Origin of the sequence: Myxococcus sp. AM011, assembly GCF_013372595.1 — a bacterium.
In the GTDB taxonomy this organism is placed as follows: domain Bacteria; phylum Myxococcota; class Myxococcia; order Myxococcales; family Myxococcaceae; genus Myxococcus; species Myxococcus eversor.
The window spans coordinates 1-14,999 of sequence record NZ_JABXEM010000147.1 but is presented as its reverse complement, the minus strand read 5'-3'; the positions used below and the strand labels follow the sequence as shown (position 1 = coordinate 14,999).

Sequence of the window (14,999 nt, the reverse complement as noted above, 5' to 3'; positions counted from 1 at the left end):
GCCTGCGTCGGAGTGAATGGCCCAGCACCTTCGCTGGGCCAGGAATCAGGCTGCCTCGCCGGCCTTCGCGAGCACGTAGCAGAGCTCGCGCAGCGCGGCCCGTCGCATGGAGTCGATGTCCGGGAAGCCTTCGTCACGCGCGGCCTGATGGAGCGGGCTCGGCACCATCCGTCCCTGGTGTTCTTCGAAGTACCAGGCCCACAGGGCGCCCTCGGTGATGCCCGCGTCCTCCAGGCGTGGCGCGGAGAGCCCCGCCTCCGCGAGCACCTCCTCCTTGTCCTTCGCCCGTTGCACCAGTGCGCCGTACTCGCCCGTCAAACGCAGGTGGTCCGCCAGGTGGCGCAGCACGTCCGGCTCGAACAGGGTCTCCACCCAGCGGACATGCGACTCGTCGCGCAGCAGCCGAGACACATCGTCGACGTACTGCTCCGACTTCCACCGCTTGAAGGTCTCGGGAGTGAGCTGTCGCTCGTGTAGCAACGCCGCTTCCGTCGCGTGCAGTTCCTCCGCGCCCGGCTCCCGCCCCAGCCGCCGCGCCTCCTCCACCGCGAGCGCGCGCGCCATGCTCGAGCGTCGCGCCTCCTTCAATCCTCCACGCAGTCGCAGTTCATCGAGCAGCGCCTCGGAGGCCACTCCCTCCAGGGGGTTCGCCGCGTAGCGCAACGGCTGTCTGCCCGCGCGCCTTCGCGCCTCCTCCCACGCGTCCGTGTGCTGGAAGGGGAAGCGCGTCTCCTTGGGCCCGAGCCCCGCCTCCATCCGCGCTCGAATCGTGCGCAGCAGCGCCACCGCATCCGCGCGCTTCGCATCCACGCGCCCCTCGGGCAGCCAGGCCTTGAGCGCCTCCAGCTCCGCGACAGGAAGCCCCTCGCGCGCCGCCCGGTTCAACACCGTGGGCCACACGCGCTCCACGTAGAAGAGGGACTTGGCCAGTCGCTCCAGCGCCGCGCGCGTGTCCTCGCTCACCACCAGGGCATTGCGCGCCGCCGCCAGCGTGGCGCGGACATTCACCATCGCCTCGGACAGCGGCTTCCAGTGGTCCTCGGCGCTCGCGTGCGCTACCGCCACCTCGTCATCATCCTCCAGCACGCCGCGCTGGAAGTCCTCGAAGATGGCGCCGACACCCTCCATGCCGAAGGACACCAGCTCCGCGGCCCGCAGCGCGCCCATGCTCGCGGCGCCGAAGACGTGGATGCCTTCGGACAAGGCCCAGAGGATCTCCTTGTGCCACACCGCGGGCACATGCTCGAAGAAGCCGTCGATGATGCCGATGGCCGCCGGCTTCTCCATCGCGGCCCGGTAGACGTCCCCTTGCTGCACGGGCGGCAGGTACACCCCGTCCAGCTCCGCGCGAGCCTCTTCGGCTCGCAGCGTGGGGCCCGTGAAGATGAACACCTTCATGTCCCGTCCCCTCGCATCGCTCGCTGGGCGCGCGCTCCCGGCACATAGCCCGGCGCCTCATGCGTGGGCTCCAGTCCCGGCACCACCACTCGCACCACGGGCAGCCCCAGCTCCGGCTTCGTCAAATCCACCGCGACCACCTGAGTCACTCCCACCGCGAGCAGCCTCGCCAGCACCCACGCGAGGTCCTCTTCAAACGTCTCCGCATCCTGATGAGGCGCGTCCTGGAAGCGGCGCACCGGTGTCTCCTCGCGCAGCCGGGTCCGGAGCCGCTCCGCCGCGACACCTTCCCGCGCGTCCTCGTATGCCTTGCGGTGCAGGTCATCCCGAGCCCCGCTGATGCGCGTGAGCCGGCTCTGCGCCGCCTCCGTCAGCGCGCGCAGCAGCGCCACGCCGCGAGAGGGATGACAGCCCATGCCGCCCGCCACCGCGACGGGGCGCAAGGGCTCCGGCTCCCGGTCGACGATGTAGCAACTGAAGGCGGGCACCCCGACATCGCTCGTCGTCTCCCAGACCCCCACTGCCACGCCCGCGCGCTCGTAGGTCTCCAGCACCTCGCGGCAGGCGACATCATCCACGGTGCCCAGGTCCAGCCGGGTGCCGGCCTGCCGCCGCTCACCTCGGGCGTACCAGAGCGCGGTGGCGTCACGCTCCACCACCTCGCACAGTCCATGGAGCGTCGCTTCGAGGAGGTGATTCCCCGAAGCCAGTCCATTGCTGCTCATGAGGAACGCGCCACTGCCGGTGGGAAGCGGCAGCGTGAAGTCGGTGTGCACCATGTCGAACGGCACCCACAGGGGACCGTTGCCCAGCAGGTCCACGCCCTCCACCCAGAGCATGCGCCAGTTGGGATGGAACAGGCTCACCGACAGGCGCGGCAGCCCCGTCACGTCGATGACGGGCGAGCGGAAGCGCAGCTCGTTGTACGTGGCCAGCTTCAGCGGCAGCGAGATGTGCTCGGCATGGTAGCCCTCGACGGACTCCATCACCCCGGACGCCTTCGCCGCCGCGAGCGTGAGGCCCTTCCCCTGGGATACCGCCAGCGAGCGCGCATTGGGCCGCGTCACCATGACGACGGGGATTCCAATCGTGTCCAACCCCGTGACGTTCGCGATGCGGGTGATGCCCATGACGGGCATGAGCCGCTGCACGCGCTCCAGCGTCTCTTCGGGCGACATCACCCGGTGTGTTCCATGCCGGAACGGCTTGGTCGTCCCGGAGGAGGCCGCGGGGGGGGTGGAGTCGGGGGCGGCGGTGCGCATCAAGGCTGGCTGTCGGTGTTGGTGGAGGGACGTGCGGAGGGGTCCTGCTCCAGCGGCCTGAGCTGCGCGCCCGGCGTGTAGCTCAGGAGGATGCTGTTGAGGTTGAGCAGGAAGCAGGTGATGGGCTCGGCCCTGGCGTCCGGGCTCTCGTGGACGCGGCCCTCGCGCGACGCGGTGGAATCCACACGCTCGGGGATGTTGGCCACGACGGCTTCGTTGTCGAGCAGCGGCTTCAGGGCGGCGCTCAGGCTCTTGCTGTCGATGGGGATCTTCTCGGCGTTCTGCCACTGCTCCGGCTTCACCCAGTAGACGTTCCCATCGGGCGCGTAGATGAGGAGGTCCGCCTGGTCCACGGTGCATTCGGCGCGAGCCTTGATGTCCGGGAACGTGCCGTCCTTGGACCTTGGCGTGGCGACGACGAACGAGGGCTTCGTGTTGGCCGTGACGCCGGAGACCTCCACGAGGGACGGGTCAGGCTGGTAGATGGCGATGGAGCCATCTCCGGACTCGACGCCGAAGGCCATCCGGTCCGTCACGTTCTCCAGGGTTTGGGGGTTGTCCGTGGGGACGCCCCACACCGTGAGCTTGGTGGTGAAGCCCTCCAGGATGGTCACGCGGTCGGGCTTGAAGAAGAAATACGAGTACTTGCCTGCCATGCGCACCTCGGGAATGGGCCACGGGCCTGACGCCCGCGACGAGAGAAGGAGCACGTCGGTCGAGCCGTCACAGATAGCAGAGTCGCAGCGCTGACTCACACGCCTGTCGCAACGTCGCCCGCGCTTCCTCCAGGCGATGAGCGTCGTGGTGCTCCAGCGCCGCCGACAGCGGCCAGGTGAGCGCGTCGGGGAGCCGCTGCTGGTGACTGGCGAGCAGCGCGCGGGCGTGCTCCAGGGCCTCGGGCAGCCGGCCTGCCTCCAACTCCACGGCGAGCAGGGGCCATCGCGCCATCCACTGGAAGGGATACACGAGCGAGAGCGGCTGCCACAGGCGCAGCGCCTCGGTGGCGGCTTCATGTGCCAGCACGGTGTCTCCGGCTCGCGAGGCCACCCAGGCCCGGTGGGCATGCGCCGCGCCCAGGTAGTCGACCATGCCGGAGCGGGTGGCCAGCTCCAGGGTTCGCGTCGTCGTCTCGCTCGCGGCGGCCACCTGACCTCTCAGCCGCAGGATGACGGTGAGGTAGCTGAGGCACCGCGTCTGCAACGTCACGTCTCCCAGTCGCTCGGCGCCCTTGAGCGCCTGCTCCATCCAGGACTGCGCTTCATCCAGGGCGCCATGGAAGAGCAACACCATGGCGACCACGCACCGGGCTCCCGCGTGCTCCGCGTCCCCCTCTGCCTCCAACGCGGCTTCCGCGTAGGCCCGGGCGTGGGCCACGGTCTCCGTCGATGCTTGATAGCGTTCGCTGCGCAGTTGCATCTGTACCAGCGAGTTGAAGAAGCGCGCGCGTTGCAGGGGCGTGCCATGGGCCCGCATCACCGGGCGCACGCCCTCCACCAGGGCCCGCATCTCGTCGAGCTGGGCCAGCCAGTAGTGGACCGTGATTCGCTCGCCCTGCAGTTGCACCCACTCATGCCACCACGCGGCTTCCACCTGGCCGGGGGCGGAGGAGACGCTGTCGGGCATCGGGCCCAGCTCGACTTGAGCCCGGGCATAGACGCGCAGCGCTTCCTCGTTCTGATGGTGCGTCTGCAAGGACTTGCCCACCTTCCGCAGCACGTTGGCGCGATGGACACGCTGGCTTTGCTCAATCCGTGCCAGGGCCTCCAGGAAGGCCCGCCGTGCGTCGTCCTGTCGCCCGGTGAGCGCGAGCACCTCGCCCAATCCCTCCCAGACGGCGTCCAACGCCAACATGCTCGCGTCCACGTCGGACGCGTCCGCGTTCCTGTCGGACGCCGCGGCCTCGCGGATGGCGGCCTCGTAGAAGGTTATCGCGTCGCCGTTGGCGTAGGCCGCGCGCGCCGAGTCACCCGCGCGCGAGAACCACACACTGGCGCGGCCCGGCACGCCGGCGCGAGACCAGTGGTGGGCGAGCCCCGCCGCATGAGGTGTCAGTCCCGTCGACGCGCCCGCCTGGCGCAGCTCCAGCCCCTGGGCGCAGCGGTGATGCAGCACGCGGCGCGGCTCGGGGTCGATGCGCGCGTAGGCGACCTCGCGCAGCTTGTCGTGGACGAAGCGCAGGCGCCCGCCGCCGGACTCCTCCAGCACCTGCCGACGGCGCAGCTCCTCCACCGCCTCCAGGCCCGCGCTCTCCGGCAGCGCGGCGGTGGCGAGCAGCAGCTCTCCGTCCAGCTCGCGTCCCAGCACCGACGCCACCTCCGCCAGCACGCGGCCATCCGGGCCCAGGTCGGACAGCCTTCGCTCGATGAGCTCGGCGATGCTGCCCGGCAGGGGCAGGGGACGGCTGCCCGCGCTGCCGCCCGCTTCGAAGAGCCACTCACCGGAGGGCGCGCGGAAGAGCAGGCCGGCGTCGATGGCGGCGCGCAGGTACTCGGCGATGAAGAAGGGGTTGCCGCTCGTCTCGCGCACCAGCGCGTCGACGAAGGGGCCGGGCACCTCGCGCAGCGCCAGCATGCCGCGCACCATCTTCCCCGCGCTGGTGGCATCCAGCCGGCCCACCTCCACGCTCACCGCGTCCGGCGCGCCCACCACCGCGCGCAGGGCCGCCCCCATCTCATCCATCCGATACGTGCCGACGAGCAGCACGGGGCGCGACGCCAGGTGTCGCGCGTCCAGCTCCAGGAGGAAGCTCAGCGTCAGCTCATCCGCCCACTGGAGGTCATCGAGCACCAGCAACAACGGCTGCGCCTCCGCGAAGGCCCGCAGCGTCTCGCGCAGCGCCGCCAGCACGCGCGAGCGCGCCTCCGGAGCGGGCAGGGGCGGGGGCTCCGGTTGCTCGCGCTGGCCAGGGAGTTGGATCAGCGACGGCTCATACGCGGCGAGTACGCGTCCACGCGGGCCCAGCAGTCGCTCCGCTTCGGCGGCGCCTCGCTCGTTGCACCGGTCCGCCACCGCCAGCAGCAGCGGACGCAGCGGATGGAGGGGCGAGGCGTGCAGGTCCGCGCCGCCCGTGGCCACCGGGACGCACTCGCCCGCCACCACCGTCATGCGCCGCCAGCCGGCCTCCGACGCCAGCTCCAGCGCCAGGCGCGTCTTGCCCGCACCGCTTTCTCCGCCGAGGAAGACCCGACCCCCCTGGCCTCGCGCCGCCGCGTCCAGCGCCGCCGTCAGTCGCCCCAGCTCGCCTCCGCGCCCGGCCAGGTCCGGACGGTAGAGGTAGGCCGGCGTGCGGGGCATGGTGGTGGCGCCCTCCTCGCCTTCCTCCGCGCCCAGCGCCTCCAGCGCGGACGACACGTCCTCCGCGTAGCCCGGCCTGTCCTGGGGACGCTTGGCGAGCAGCCGCAGCACGAGCACCTCCAACTCGGCGGGCACCCCCTCCACGCGCAGAGATGGGGGGACCGGGGCCAGGTGCAGGTGCTGGTGGGGCAGCGGTCCCTCTCGGCCGGGGATGAAGGGCGGACGTCCCGTGAGCTGCTCGTAGAGCATGCAGCCCAGGGCGTAGAGGTCCGCGCGGGCGTCCACGTAGTCGCCCCGGAGCTGCTCCGGCGCCATGTACGTGTCGCTCCCCACCACGGCGCCGCTCACCTCCAGCGTCTCCCGACCCCGCGAGCCGCCGAACCGCGCGGCGATTCCGAAGTCCACCAGCACCGGCGTCCCATCAGGACGCAGGAAGACGTTCTCCGGCTTCAGATCTCGATGCACCAGGCCGTTGGCGTGGAGGAAGGACAGGGCCGAGCACAACCTCCGCGCCAGGGTGAGCGTTGCGTTCAACCGGGACGCAGCCAGTGGGCCGGGGGAAGTGGAAGAGGCCCCTCGGAGCGTCTGTCCGCGGAGCAATTCCATGGCGTACCAGGGCAATCCCCCCGCCACGCCCTCCGCGACGATGCGTACGACTCCAGGGTGTCTGAGGCGTCGCAACGCATGGATTTCACGACGGATGCTGGCCAGCGGCACCTCGGTGGCCGCACGCACCGTCTTGACGGCCACCGCCTCGCCGGACTCCGGATTCCACCCCCGATAGACGACTCCCATGCCTCCCTGGCCGAGCACCTCGAGCAGCTCGTAGGGACCGATTTTCGCTCCCACGCCAGGCACCTCTGGGAGTCTCGCTGGCGCGTTCATAGAGGGGTTGAGCATAGCGACACCCCCTGGCACGTCCCATCTGCGTTGCATCTGGACGCAGCTGCGTTCCACTTGGACGCGCTTTCGGGCCTCCAGAGCCCCCCTCTCATGTCAAACCCCTGAAAAGACGTGAAACGGGGTATTGGCACGAACCACGCATGGTGCTTTCGCGTGGCGTCGCGAGCAACCGGGCGCCCAGCCGTCAGCGAGTTCGGGAACGCGGAAGGAGGGGCCGCTCCTTCCGCGTTCTTCATCTCCGCTACACTGCCTCCTTCCGAAGCGGCCCTTGGCGGGTACTCTCGGATGGCACCGGACGGAGGCGAGTGGATGCACGAGGAGATGCCGCAGCTCATGAGCGCGCTGCGGGGGGCGAAGGATTTCGAGACGGCCGCGGCCACCACCCTGAAGCGCATGTTGACCGTTGCCCAGGACGCTGTTGCGTCCAGTCGGTACGCAGCCCGCGCCAGAGTGCTCCGAGGAATCGTCCACTTGCGCCCCGGTGAGGCCTATCGTCGCCTCGCCGCGCTGGATGTGGGAGCCACTGAGATTACGGATGCGAGTGTGGGGACCCCGTTCTTCACCTCGGCCACGGCGTGGCGTGCCGTCGTCGAGCACCGCTGCGCGGTGTCCATCGACGTCAACGTGGGCACGGTGCAGCCGCACGCACCGGATGCTCCCGTGACGGGCGACCCGGGACTGGCGGGCTTCCACAGCAACGAGAGCCGCCAGCGCTTCCTGGGGCGCCATGCGACGCACGTCTGTGTGCTGCCATTGCGCACGCCGGGCGGCAGCATCGAGGGGATGATCTCCCTGGAGGCCGACTGCCTGGCCGCGATGGGGCAGGAGTTCGTCTGGCGCGATGTCGGCGAGCAGCTCCAGTTGCTCGCGGACGTGGCCTCGCCGTACCTCGCGGGCCTGCCGCAGCGGCCCGTGGCCACGCCGGAAGTCGACGAGTACCTGCCCGTGGTGGGCCGCTCCATGGCGGAGCTGTTGCCCATCCTGCGCGTCTTCGCGTTGCAGGATGAAACCATCCTCATCAGCGGCGCGACGGGCGCGGGCAAGTCGCGGCTGGCGCGCTGGTGCCACGAGCGCTCCAACCGTCGCGCCAAGCCCTTCGAGACGTTGGACCTGGTGACGGTGCCCGAGGACCTCCAGATGGCGGAGCTCTTCGGCTGGAAGAAGGGCGCCTTCACCGGCGCGGTGAGGGACGCGCCCGGCAGCGTGGCGCGCGCGGATGGCGGCACGCTGTTCATCGACGAAATCGACAAGCTGTCGCTGAAGGCGCAAGCGGGCCTCCTGCACCTCCTGGAGTCGCGCAGCTACCGGCCGCTGGGCGAGGGCACCGGTGAGCGACAGGCGGACGTGCGCTTCATCATCGGCACCAACGCGGACCTGCACGCGGAGGTTCGCGCGGGCCGCTTCCGCGAGGACCTCTACTACCGCGTCAACGTGCTGCCGGTGCGCATGCCGGCCTTGCAGGAGCGCCAGGACGAGATTCCGCTCTGGGCCCAGTACATGGTGAACCGCCGCCACCGCGAGCGCTCGCCGGAAGGCAATGCGCGGGTGACGCAGGACGCGGAGCGGCTGCTCGTGGGCAGCTCGTGGCCGGGCAACCTGCGGCAGCTCGACAACATCGTCCGCCGCGCCTACACGCTGGCCATGGTGGAGCACGCCGTCTCGGGGGGAGAGCTGGTGCTCCACGAGAAGCACGTCGCGCGGGCGCTCGACTACGAGCAGGCTCCGGGGAGCAAGCCGCTTCCAGAAGCGCTGCGGGCCGCCGCGCAGGCGTTCGTCGCGGAGGCGCGCCGTCGCAACGCGCCGTTGGACCTGGACCTCGCGGATGCGTTCCGTGGCCTGGTGCTGGGCATGGCGATTCGTCAGGTGGGTCGCGACGAGGGCTTCAAGCTGCTCGGCCGCGAGAGCCTGGTGAAGAACCGCAACCACCACAAGGCGCTCAAGCGCGAGTTGGAGAAGGTGGAGGCGCTCTACAAGGCGCTCGGCGAGGAGAGCTCTCCCTTCGCGGACCTCTTGTCGGAGGACGAGGCGGCCTGAGTCCGGCCAGTGGCCCGCGGTACAATCCTCGTCGAGAGGAGCCGTTGCTAGCTTCCGGGTCCACGATGCCCGGGGGTGAACCGTGAAGCTCCTCTCGAACAGCGCCATCGTCACGGGTGGCGCGCAGGGAATCGGTCTGGCTGTCGCCTCGCGCCTCATGCGCGAGGGCACCAGCGTGCTGGTTTTCGGACGAACCGAGACGAAGGTGGCGGACGCCGCCGAGCGCCTCAACCGAGAAGCGGAGGGGCGTGCTCGCGCCCTGCCTTTCGCGGGGGACGTGTGTCGGGCGGAGGACGTTGCCCGAGCCCACGCGTTCGCCACGGCGCAGTTGGGGCTGCCCGGCATCCTGGTGAACAACGCGGGCTCGCTCTCCCTGACGCTGCTCGTGGACCTGCCCGAGGAGGAGCTGGACCGCGTGCTCGCGGTGAACCTCAAGGGGCCCTTCCTGATGATGAAGACGTTCGCCCGAGCGCTCATCGCCGAGAAGCGCGCCGGCGCGGTGGTGAACGTCTCCTCCGTTTGTCAGGAGGTGGCGACGGAGGGGTTCGCCCACTACTCCGCGTCCAAGGCGGCGCTGGCCCAGTTGTCGCGCTCAGCCGCCCTGGAGCTGGGGCGCCATGGCATCCGCGTCAACGTCGTCGCGCCGGGCGCCACCCTCACGCCCGTGGCCGCCGCCTTCATCGACGAGCCGTCGGTGCGCCGTGAGCTGCTCGCGCGCACCCCGCTGGGCCGCGCCCATGGGATGCCCGAGGACGTGGCCCGCGCCGTCGCCTTCCTGTGCTCCGAGGAGTCCTCCTGGGTGACGGGAGAGAGCCTCTTCGTGGATGGAGGCAGCCACCTGCGGGGCCTGCACAGCTACTGGGACACGCTGAATCCGCCCCGGTAGCCGCCGCCCGCCGCGGGGGCGATGCCCGTCGCGCCTCGCGCCAGCTCGTCACACACGAGCGCCTGGAGCCGGAAGGCCATGCGCGCCTCCTGGATGATTTCGCGCATCTCGTCCTCCTCCAACTCCAGCCCGTCGATGCGGGAGTGGAGCCGCACGCGGAACTCCGTCAGCTCCGCGGGCGTGGCCGCGCCGTGGAACAGGGTGCCGCGCGCGTCCTCCAGCTCGAAGGCCCGGGCGATGACGCGCGCGCGCTCCGGCGCCGCGAAGAAGTCCAGCACGCATCGCGCATAGACATGGGCCACGAGCAGGTGCGGCGCGTCCTCCGCCACCTCGCGCAGCCGCTCCGCGTGAAGGCGGGTCTCCACGCACGCGAAGGTCTCCGTGCGCGTCTCGCCGCAGAAGTAGGCCAGGTCCGCCTCGAGCGCATTGGCGCGGCGCAGCTCCGGCATCAACAACACGGGCGTCAGCGCGGTGCGCGCCACTCGCGGCAGCACGCTCTCGAACGTGGCGTAGAGCACGTGGAGCTGGCGCAGGTAGCTGACGTAGTGCTGGGCCTGGACGAACTGGCCGTAGATGCCGTCCCAGGTGTCGACGAAGAGGGCTTGGAGGAAGACGGAGCGCTCGGCCTGCTCGTGGGCCCGCGCCGTGCCTTCCGCGAGCAACACGGACAGGGGCGCTGGCGTCACGCGCGGCGCGTCCGTGGCGAGCGCCTCCGCCTCGCTCTCGTTCAAGCGCCTCACGCGCGCGGATTGCTCCGTCCGCGACACCCGCAGGGTGCCGGTGGCGCTCACTGCTTCCACCCGCCCAGCAGTGACGGCGCGGACTCGGAATCGGACGCCTCGGCGTGCCCCCGCTCCGGCTCATCCAGGTTCTGCAGTGCCTCCGCCATCGTCAGGCCAATGGCGCGCAGCACCTCCTCCTCCACCCGAATCGTCACCGGCCCCAGGGCCAGATGGATGTGACCACAGGTGCAGCGCGTCACCTCGGCGCATGGCCCCCGTGCGAGCACCCTCTTGCCGCATCCCTGACCGAGCATCTCGTGTCTCCTTGATTTTGATTTTGATTATCGAAATCAACAAGATGATGCGCGAAACCCGGACGGGAGTCAATCCCGGGAGGTCTCGGTGGGGTTACGGCGTGTCGGTGGGAGACGGTGCCGTGTCGTCGGTGGGAGGCGGAGGCGCTTCCATCTCGTCTGTAGGAGACGGTGCCGTGTCGTCGATGGGAGGCGCTTCGGTGTCGGGCCCGGCGCCGAGCGGCTGTCGTTGCGCGTCTCGGAGGCCGACGAGGACGCTGGAGCCGTTGGCGGCGGCGCGCAGCTCGCCGTAGCGTGCCTGGGCGTAGCGGTCCGCGTGGCCTTCCTGGAAGAAGAAGGACTCGGCGCCCAGGCGTGTCCTGCCGTCGCGTCGGCGGTAGCGCAGCTTGAACTCGCCGGGAGTGAGGGGCTGGTCGGGGCTGTCGATGCGCACGAAGCGGCCGACGCCGTGTTCGTCCAGGTTGAGCACGAGCAGGCCGGAGCTGGGGCCGGTGGGGCCGTCGGCGTTGAGGGCGCGGCTGACGGCGTAGTCGAGCACCATGTAGTCGCCCTGCATCAGCGAGCGCGGGTCCCTGGGGGCCAGCTCCAGCAGCACGCTCTGTCCGGTGGCGAGGACATATTCCTTCTGGGCGACGAGGCCGAGCGGAACGAGGAGCGCGAGCGCGAGTCCGAGGAAGAAGAGCTTCGAGCGCATCAGTGTGCCTCCGCCGTCGTCGTGGGGGCCGTGGGGGGACGCCGCGCGAGGGCCTGGCGGAGCGCGAGGAAGACGAGTCCGCTGCCCGCCAGCGCGATGGCCTTGGCCAGCAGGGTGAGGCCCAGGTCGTAGTAGTACCAGCCGCCCGAGGCGAGGAGGAACGCGACGGCGAGGCCGAGCAGGATGTTGCTGCGGCGGTGGAAGCCGAGCGTCAGCAGGCCCACGGCGGTGATGACGGCGGGCGTGTGAGGGGTGAGCAGGGCCGTCACGGTGAGCGCGGCGAAGACGGCCGCGCCCGCGCCGCCCGCCGGGTCCAGCTTCAGCTCCTTCATGACGTTCCACGCGGTGAAGAGGGTGATGGCGGTGAGGCCCACGGTGAGGGCCGGGAGGGGCAGGGCCGCGCGGTCGAAGAGGAAGGTGCCGACGACGTCGGGAATGCCTCGCGCGAGCAGCACCATGGGGATTCCGCTCGCGAGCGCGAAGCCGGCGGGGCCGACGAGGTCGCCTCGGGGGCCGGCCGTCAGGCGCGACTGGAAGAGGAAGAGGCCGTGCATGAGCGCGGCGCACGCGAGGATGCCCACGTCCAGGCCCACGCCGCCGAGTCCATCCCAGAGGAGGAACAGCGCCGCGCCGCCCATGTTGAGCGTGGCGAGGAAGCGCAGGATGGGGTCGGGGAAGGTGAAGAGCAGGGCCGCGCAGACGACGAAGTGGGCGATGGCGGGGATGCTCTCTTCGCGGGACAGGATGGCGATGCCGGTGGTGATGAGGCCCACTCCGGCCAGCGCGAGGGCGAGGGCGAGCTGTTCGAGGAACGCGCCCTGTCCCGAGCGTCGGAGGAAGGTGGCGCCGACGCAGAGCAGGACACCGAGGATGATGAGGGCGGCCTCTTCCTTGTAGAGGCCGGTGCAGCCGAAGAAGCTCAAGAGGAAGCCGGCGGAAATCCAGGCGCCGAAGCCCGCGAGGGCTTTGACGAACCAGGGAGTGGCGGTGCTGGTGCGCTGGTGGACTTCGAGGGTGGCGAGCGCGCGGGCCTCGGCGTGTTCGTCGAGCTGACCTTCGCGTTGGAGTCCTTGGAGGACGTCTCGGAGGGAGGGACGCAGGGACATGTCAGGACTCCTCGGAGGCGCCGGTGGCGCGGGCCTCGGCGCGCAGCCAGCCGACGGCGAGCGCGACCTGACCGATGACGACGAAGGGGAGGATGAAGAGGGTGAGCTCGTCGGCATCCATGTCGGAGATGAGGATGCGGCCGACGGCGGTGGTGACGAGCGTCATCAGGCACAGCAAGCCGAGGGTGAGCAGGAACAGCTCGCCGCGAAGGTGGCGGTGGAGTGCGTATTCGGCGGCGAAGGTCGCGAACATCAGGAGGAGGGCGACGACGGCGCCGGGGCCGACTTCGGAGGGGATGACGATGAAGGCCACCGCGGCGGCGAGGAGCGGAGCGACGGTCATCACCGCGAGCACACGAGGCATCCACCGGTCCTGGAGCCACGGAACGCGCAGGTTGGCGAAGTGTTCGTAGGTGGCCCAGGCGAAGCCGTTGAGGAGGCCAAGGCCTACCGCGAGCCAGGTGATGAGCCGGTCCGAGTCTCCGAGGACCTGTTGCTGGAAGAGGATGAGGCCGGTGTTGGCGAGGACGACGAGCAGCAGCCACAGAGGTGGGAAGCGCGACATGGCGACCCACGGGAGGATGAGGAAGGCCCAGCCGACGAACAGCTCATACGCGTCCGCGCCCGTCTGGTAGGCCTGTCCGTAGACGGCGAGCAGCGCGCCGACGAGGACGGCGGAGGCGAGCAGGCAGAACTGGCCGGCGAGTCTGTCGCCGAACTTGCGAGCGCCCAGCGCGGTGCCGGCGATGGCGGCGGCGATGAGGCCCATCTTGCCGAAGCGGTGCAGGGCGGCCCAGTTGTAGGCGAAGAAGTAGATGATGCCGGAGAGCACCAGCAGCGAGCCGAGTGCCAGGAGCGTGGACGACACGAAGCCGCGCCACGCATCGGCGGGAGGCGAGGCGGTGGACAGGTAGAGCGCGCGCTCCAGGTTGGCTGGAGGGATGACTCTGGCGTCCGTCAGCGCGCGGAGGCGCTCGGGTGTCGCATCGAGGTCGAGGAGGTCTTTCGGCACGGCCGGGCAGTCTAGCCAAGACGCGGTCGGCACGGGGGCCGCGCGGGCCGGTTGCGAGCCCAGGCGGGTTCAAGAAGGGGCGTGGTAGGTTGCCCGCGTCGCGAGCAGTCGAGGTCGGGTGGTGCCGTTCGAGAGGGAGCGGAGTCCATGTCCCAGGTCTCACCTGCCGCGCTCCGAGTCATGACTTTGTGGGTCTGCGTGGTGCTGGCCGGGTGCTCGACGACGAGCACGGGACGGCGCGCACGGACTGGCCGCTACGAGCAGACGGTGGACTCGGCGACGAACGCGTGCATGAAGAACCCCGCTTGCTACACGCAAGTGGGCGACGATGCCGTGTTGCCGTGGCTGTCGCGCGCTGCTTCGGAAGCGCGGACGGTGGTCGCGACGCTCCGGTTCCTGGAGGCGGCGGAACTCGCGCAGGTGGAGGCGGTGCTCATGGACTGTGCGAAGCAGGCAAACTTCGAGGTGAATGAGCGGATGCTGGGGGAGGGGAAGAGGCCGACGCGGGAATGGTGTGAGAAAGAGGCGCGGCGTGATGCCAGGAACAACGTGGTGACGTGGGCGATGGAAATGGGAAGCGCCAAGCACGAGGTCGCGTTGGAGTGTGCCCGGGCACGGTTGGGTGCGCGGTTCCCAGGGAACGCCAGCGTGGAACCTCGTTGCTTCCGCGACCCGAAGACGGGCGGTCTGCGGTTGCTCGACCCCGAGGAGGTGCGCCGCTGGATTGAGGACGGCTTGTTCCATCTCCTGTCGGGAACGCTCGTTCCGGACATTGTCATCCATGCTTCGGGAAATCCCCTCTCCGTGTAGAGGGTCTACGACTTCAAATTTCCGTGTGCGGATTCGAGATTGCCCGACTGGGGTCGAACTTCTGCAACGGATAGTTCTGGAAGACGACTCACGCAAGGGGAGCTGTACGATGCGGTCCTGACGCCAAGGCTGCGATCTGTCCGCGTCTCACCTGGACAAGGGATCACAAGATGAGTCCACGATACCCGCGGATATGTTTGCCGTTCCTTGTTGAAACGGAGGATGAAGAGATCGTCATCCTGCGAGACAGTGTGAGCATCACCTTTTATGTGGACCACAATCACAGCGAGATTGCGCAAGCAGTGAAGAAGTCGTTGTCCCGCTATGAAGCTGCGGTGGGGCCCGAGTCGCTTGCCAGTTACGTTGATGATGATGGTGACTGGCGGGAACTTGACGCGAAGGGGCGGGCGTTCGTTCAGGCAGAGTTCGAGGCACCGCTAGGAGCCTGTCGCGGTAATCGCAACGAGGGCTTGCCCTGCCGGGGATGAGGAGGCTCAATGTCCGGCATGAGCAAGAAGTTCCGCCCCTGGAATGTGCAGCAGGACTTCCTGCTGCCGCCCTCGC

At 69.7% G+C, this 14,999-nt stretch carries 13 protein-coding genes; 4 read left to right on the top strand and 9 right to left on the bottom strand.

Annotated elements, in window-relative coordinates; genetic code table 11:
* Positions 1–45: 45 nt before the first annotated feature.
* The 4 genes from HUW62_RS27550 to HUW62_RS27535 form a co-directional block, all read right to left on the bottom strand.
* The gene (locus HUW62_RS27550; protein WP_163865286.1) at positions 46–1,398 is read right to left on the bottom strand and encodes a TfuA-like protein; all 1,353 of its coding nucleotides are present in this window, start codon (positions 1,396–1,398) and stop codon (positions 46–48) included.
* Positions 1,395–2,576, bottom strand: coding sequence for a YcaO-like family protein (locus HUW62_RS27545; protein WP_255203671.1), 1,182 nt, complete (start codon positions 2,574–2,576; stop codon positions 1,395–1,397). Before HUW62_RS27545 ends, HUW62_RS27550 begins: the two co-directional genes overlap by 4 nt.
* 83 nt (positions 2,577–2,659) lie before the next feature.
* Positions 2,660–3,316, bottom strand: coding sequence for a hypothetical protein (locus tag HUW62_RS27540; protein WP_176436079.1), 657 nt, complete (start codon positions 3,314–3,316; stop codon positions 2,660–2,662).
* Positions 3,317–3,383: 67 nt separating this feature from the next.
* Entirely contained in the window at positions 3,384–6,803 is a 3,420-nt protein-coding gene (locus tag HUW62_RS27535) for a serine/threonine-protein kinase PknK (protein ID WP_240356322.1), read from the bottom strand.
* Positions 6,804–7,142: 339 nt separating this feature from the next.
* On the opposite strand from HUW62_RS27535, the gene HUW62_RS27530 reads away from it, so the two are divergent.
* Both HUW62_RS27530 and HUW62_RS27525 read left to right on the top strand, forming a co-directional pair.
* On the top strand, positions 7,143–8,891 hold the full coding sequence (locus HUW62_RS27530; RefSeq protein ID WP_275902370.1) for a sigma-54 dependent transcriptional regulator: 1,749 nt from the start codon (positions 7,143–7,145) through the stop codon (positions 8,889–8,891).
* 82 nt (positions 8,892–8,973) lie between these two features.
* Entirely contained in the window at positions 8,974–9,777 is an 804-nt protein-coding gene (locus HUW62_RS27525) for an SDR family oxidoreductase (protein WP_176436078.1), read from the top strand.
* Here the strand turns inward: HUW62_RS27525 and HUW62_RS27520 are convergent.
* The 5 genes from HUW62_RS27520 to HUW62_RS27500 all read right to left on the bottom strand — a co-directional run bounded on the left by HUW62_RS27520 (position 9,747) and on the right by HUW62_RS27500 (position 13,625).
* A complete protein-coding gene (locus HUW62_RS27520) occupies positions 9,747–10,517 on the bottom strand; it encodes a biliverdin-producing heme oxygenase (RefSeq protein ID WP_338041916.1) in 771 nt (256 codons plus the stop codon). The two genes, HUW62_RS27525 and HUW62_RS27520, sit on opposite strands and share 31 nt — an antisense overlap.
* A 47-nt stretch (positions 10,518–10,564) precedes the next feature.
* A complete protein-coding gene (locus HUW62_RS27515) occupies positions 10,565–10,813 on the bottom strand; it encodes a hypothetical protein (RefSeq protein ID WP_163865280.1) in 249 nt (82 codons plus the stop codon).
* Positions 10,814–10,907: 94 nt separating this feature from the next.
* Positions 10,908–11,507, bottom strand: coding sequence for a GDYXXLXY domain-containing protein (locus HUW62_RS27510; RefSeq protein WP_255203668.1), 600 nt, complete (start codon positions 11,505–11,507; stop codon positions 10,908–10,910).
* Positions 11,507–12,613, bottom strand: a complete 1,107-nt coding sequence (locus tag HUW62_RS27505; RefSeq protein WP_163865278.1) for a DUF4401 domain-containing protein — start codon at positions 12,611–12,613, stop codon at positions 11,507–11,509. The genes HUW62_RS27510 and HUW62_RS27505 overlap by 1 nt, the downstream gene beginning before the upstream one ends.
* Position 12,614: 1 nt before the next feature.
* The gene (locus HUW62_RS27500; protein ID WP_163865277.1) at positions 12,615–13,625 is read right to left on the bottom strand and encodes a DUF2157 domain-containing protein; all 1,011 of its coding nucleotides are present in this window, start codon (positions 13,623–13,625) and stop codon (positions 12,615–12,617) included.
* Positions 13,626–13,805: 180 nt separating this feature from the next.
* Here HUW62_RS27500 and HUW62_RS27495 point away from each other — a divergent pair, with 180 nt between their 5' ends.
* Together HUW62_RS27495 and HUW62_RS27490 are read left to right on the top strand one after the other, a co-directional pair.
* Complete coding sequence (locus HUW62_RS27495; RefSeq protein WP_163865276.1) at positions 13,806–14,435, top strand: hypothetical protein; 630 nt, start codon at positions 13,806–13,808, stop codon at positions 14,433–14,435.
* A 170-nt stretch (positions 14,436–14,605) separates the two neighbouring features.
* Positions 14,606–14,923, top strand: a complete 318-nt coding sequence (locus tag HUW62_RS27490) for a hypothetical protein (protein ID WP_176436077.1) — start codon at positions 14,606–14,608, stop codon at positions 14,921–14,923.
* Positions 14,924–14,999 lie beyond the last annotated feature (76 nt).

Excerpts from the sequence above, each read along its gene's own strand:
- HUW62_RS27550 (WP_163865286.1), bottom strand. The coding sequence starts at position 1,398 with ATGAAGGTGTTCATCTTCACGGGCCCCACGCTGCGAGCCGAAGAGGCT.
- HUW62_RS27545 (WP_255203671.1), bottom strand. The coding sequence starts at position 2,576 with ATGTCGCCCGAAGAGACGCTGGAGCGCGTGCAGCGGCTCATGCCCGTC.
- HUW62_RS27540 (WP_176436079.1), bottom strand. The coding sequence starts at position 3,316 with ATGGCAGGCAAGTACTCGTATTTCTTCTTCAAGCCCGACCGCGTGACC.
- HUW62_RS27530 (WP_275902370.1), top strand. The coding sequence starts at position 7,143 with ATGGCACCGGACGGAGGCGAGTGGATGCACGAGGAGATGCCGCAGCTC.
- HUW62_RS27515 (WP_163865280.1), bottom strand. The coding sequence starts at position 10,813 with ATGCTCGGTCAGGGATGCGGCAAGAGGGTGCTCGCACGGGGGCCATGC.
- HUW62_RS27510 (WP_255203668.1), bottom strand. The coding sequence starts at position 11,507 with ATGCGCTCGAAGCTCTTCTTCCTCGGACTCGCGCTCGCGCTCCTCGTT.
- HUW62_RS27505 (WP_163865278.1), bottom strand. The coding sequence starts at position 12,613 with ATGTCCCTGCGTCCCTCCCTCCGAGACGTCCTCCAAGGACTCCAACGC.
- HUW62_RS27495 (WP_163865276.1), top strand. The coding sequence starts at position 13,806 with ATGACTTTGTGGGTCTGCGTGGTGCTGGCCGGGTGCTCGACGACGAGC.
- HUW62_RS27490 (WP_176436077.1), top strand. The coding sequence starts at position 14,606 with ATGAGTCCACGATACCCGCGGATATGTTTGCCGTTCCTTGTTGAAACG.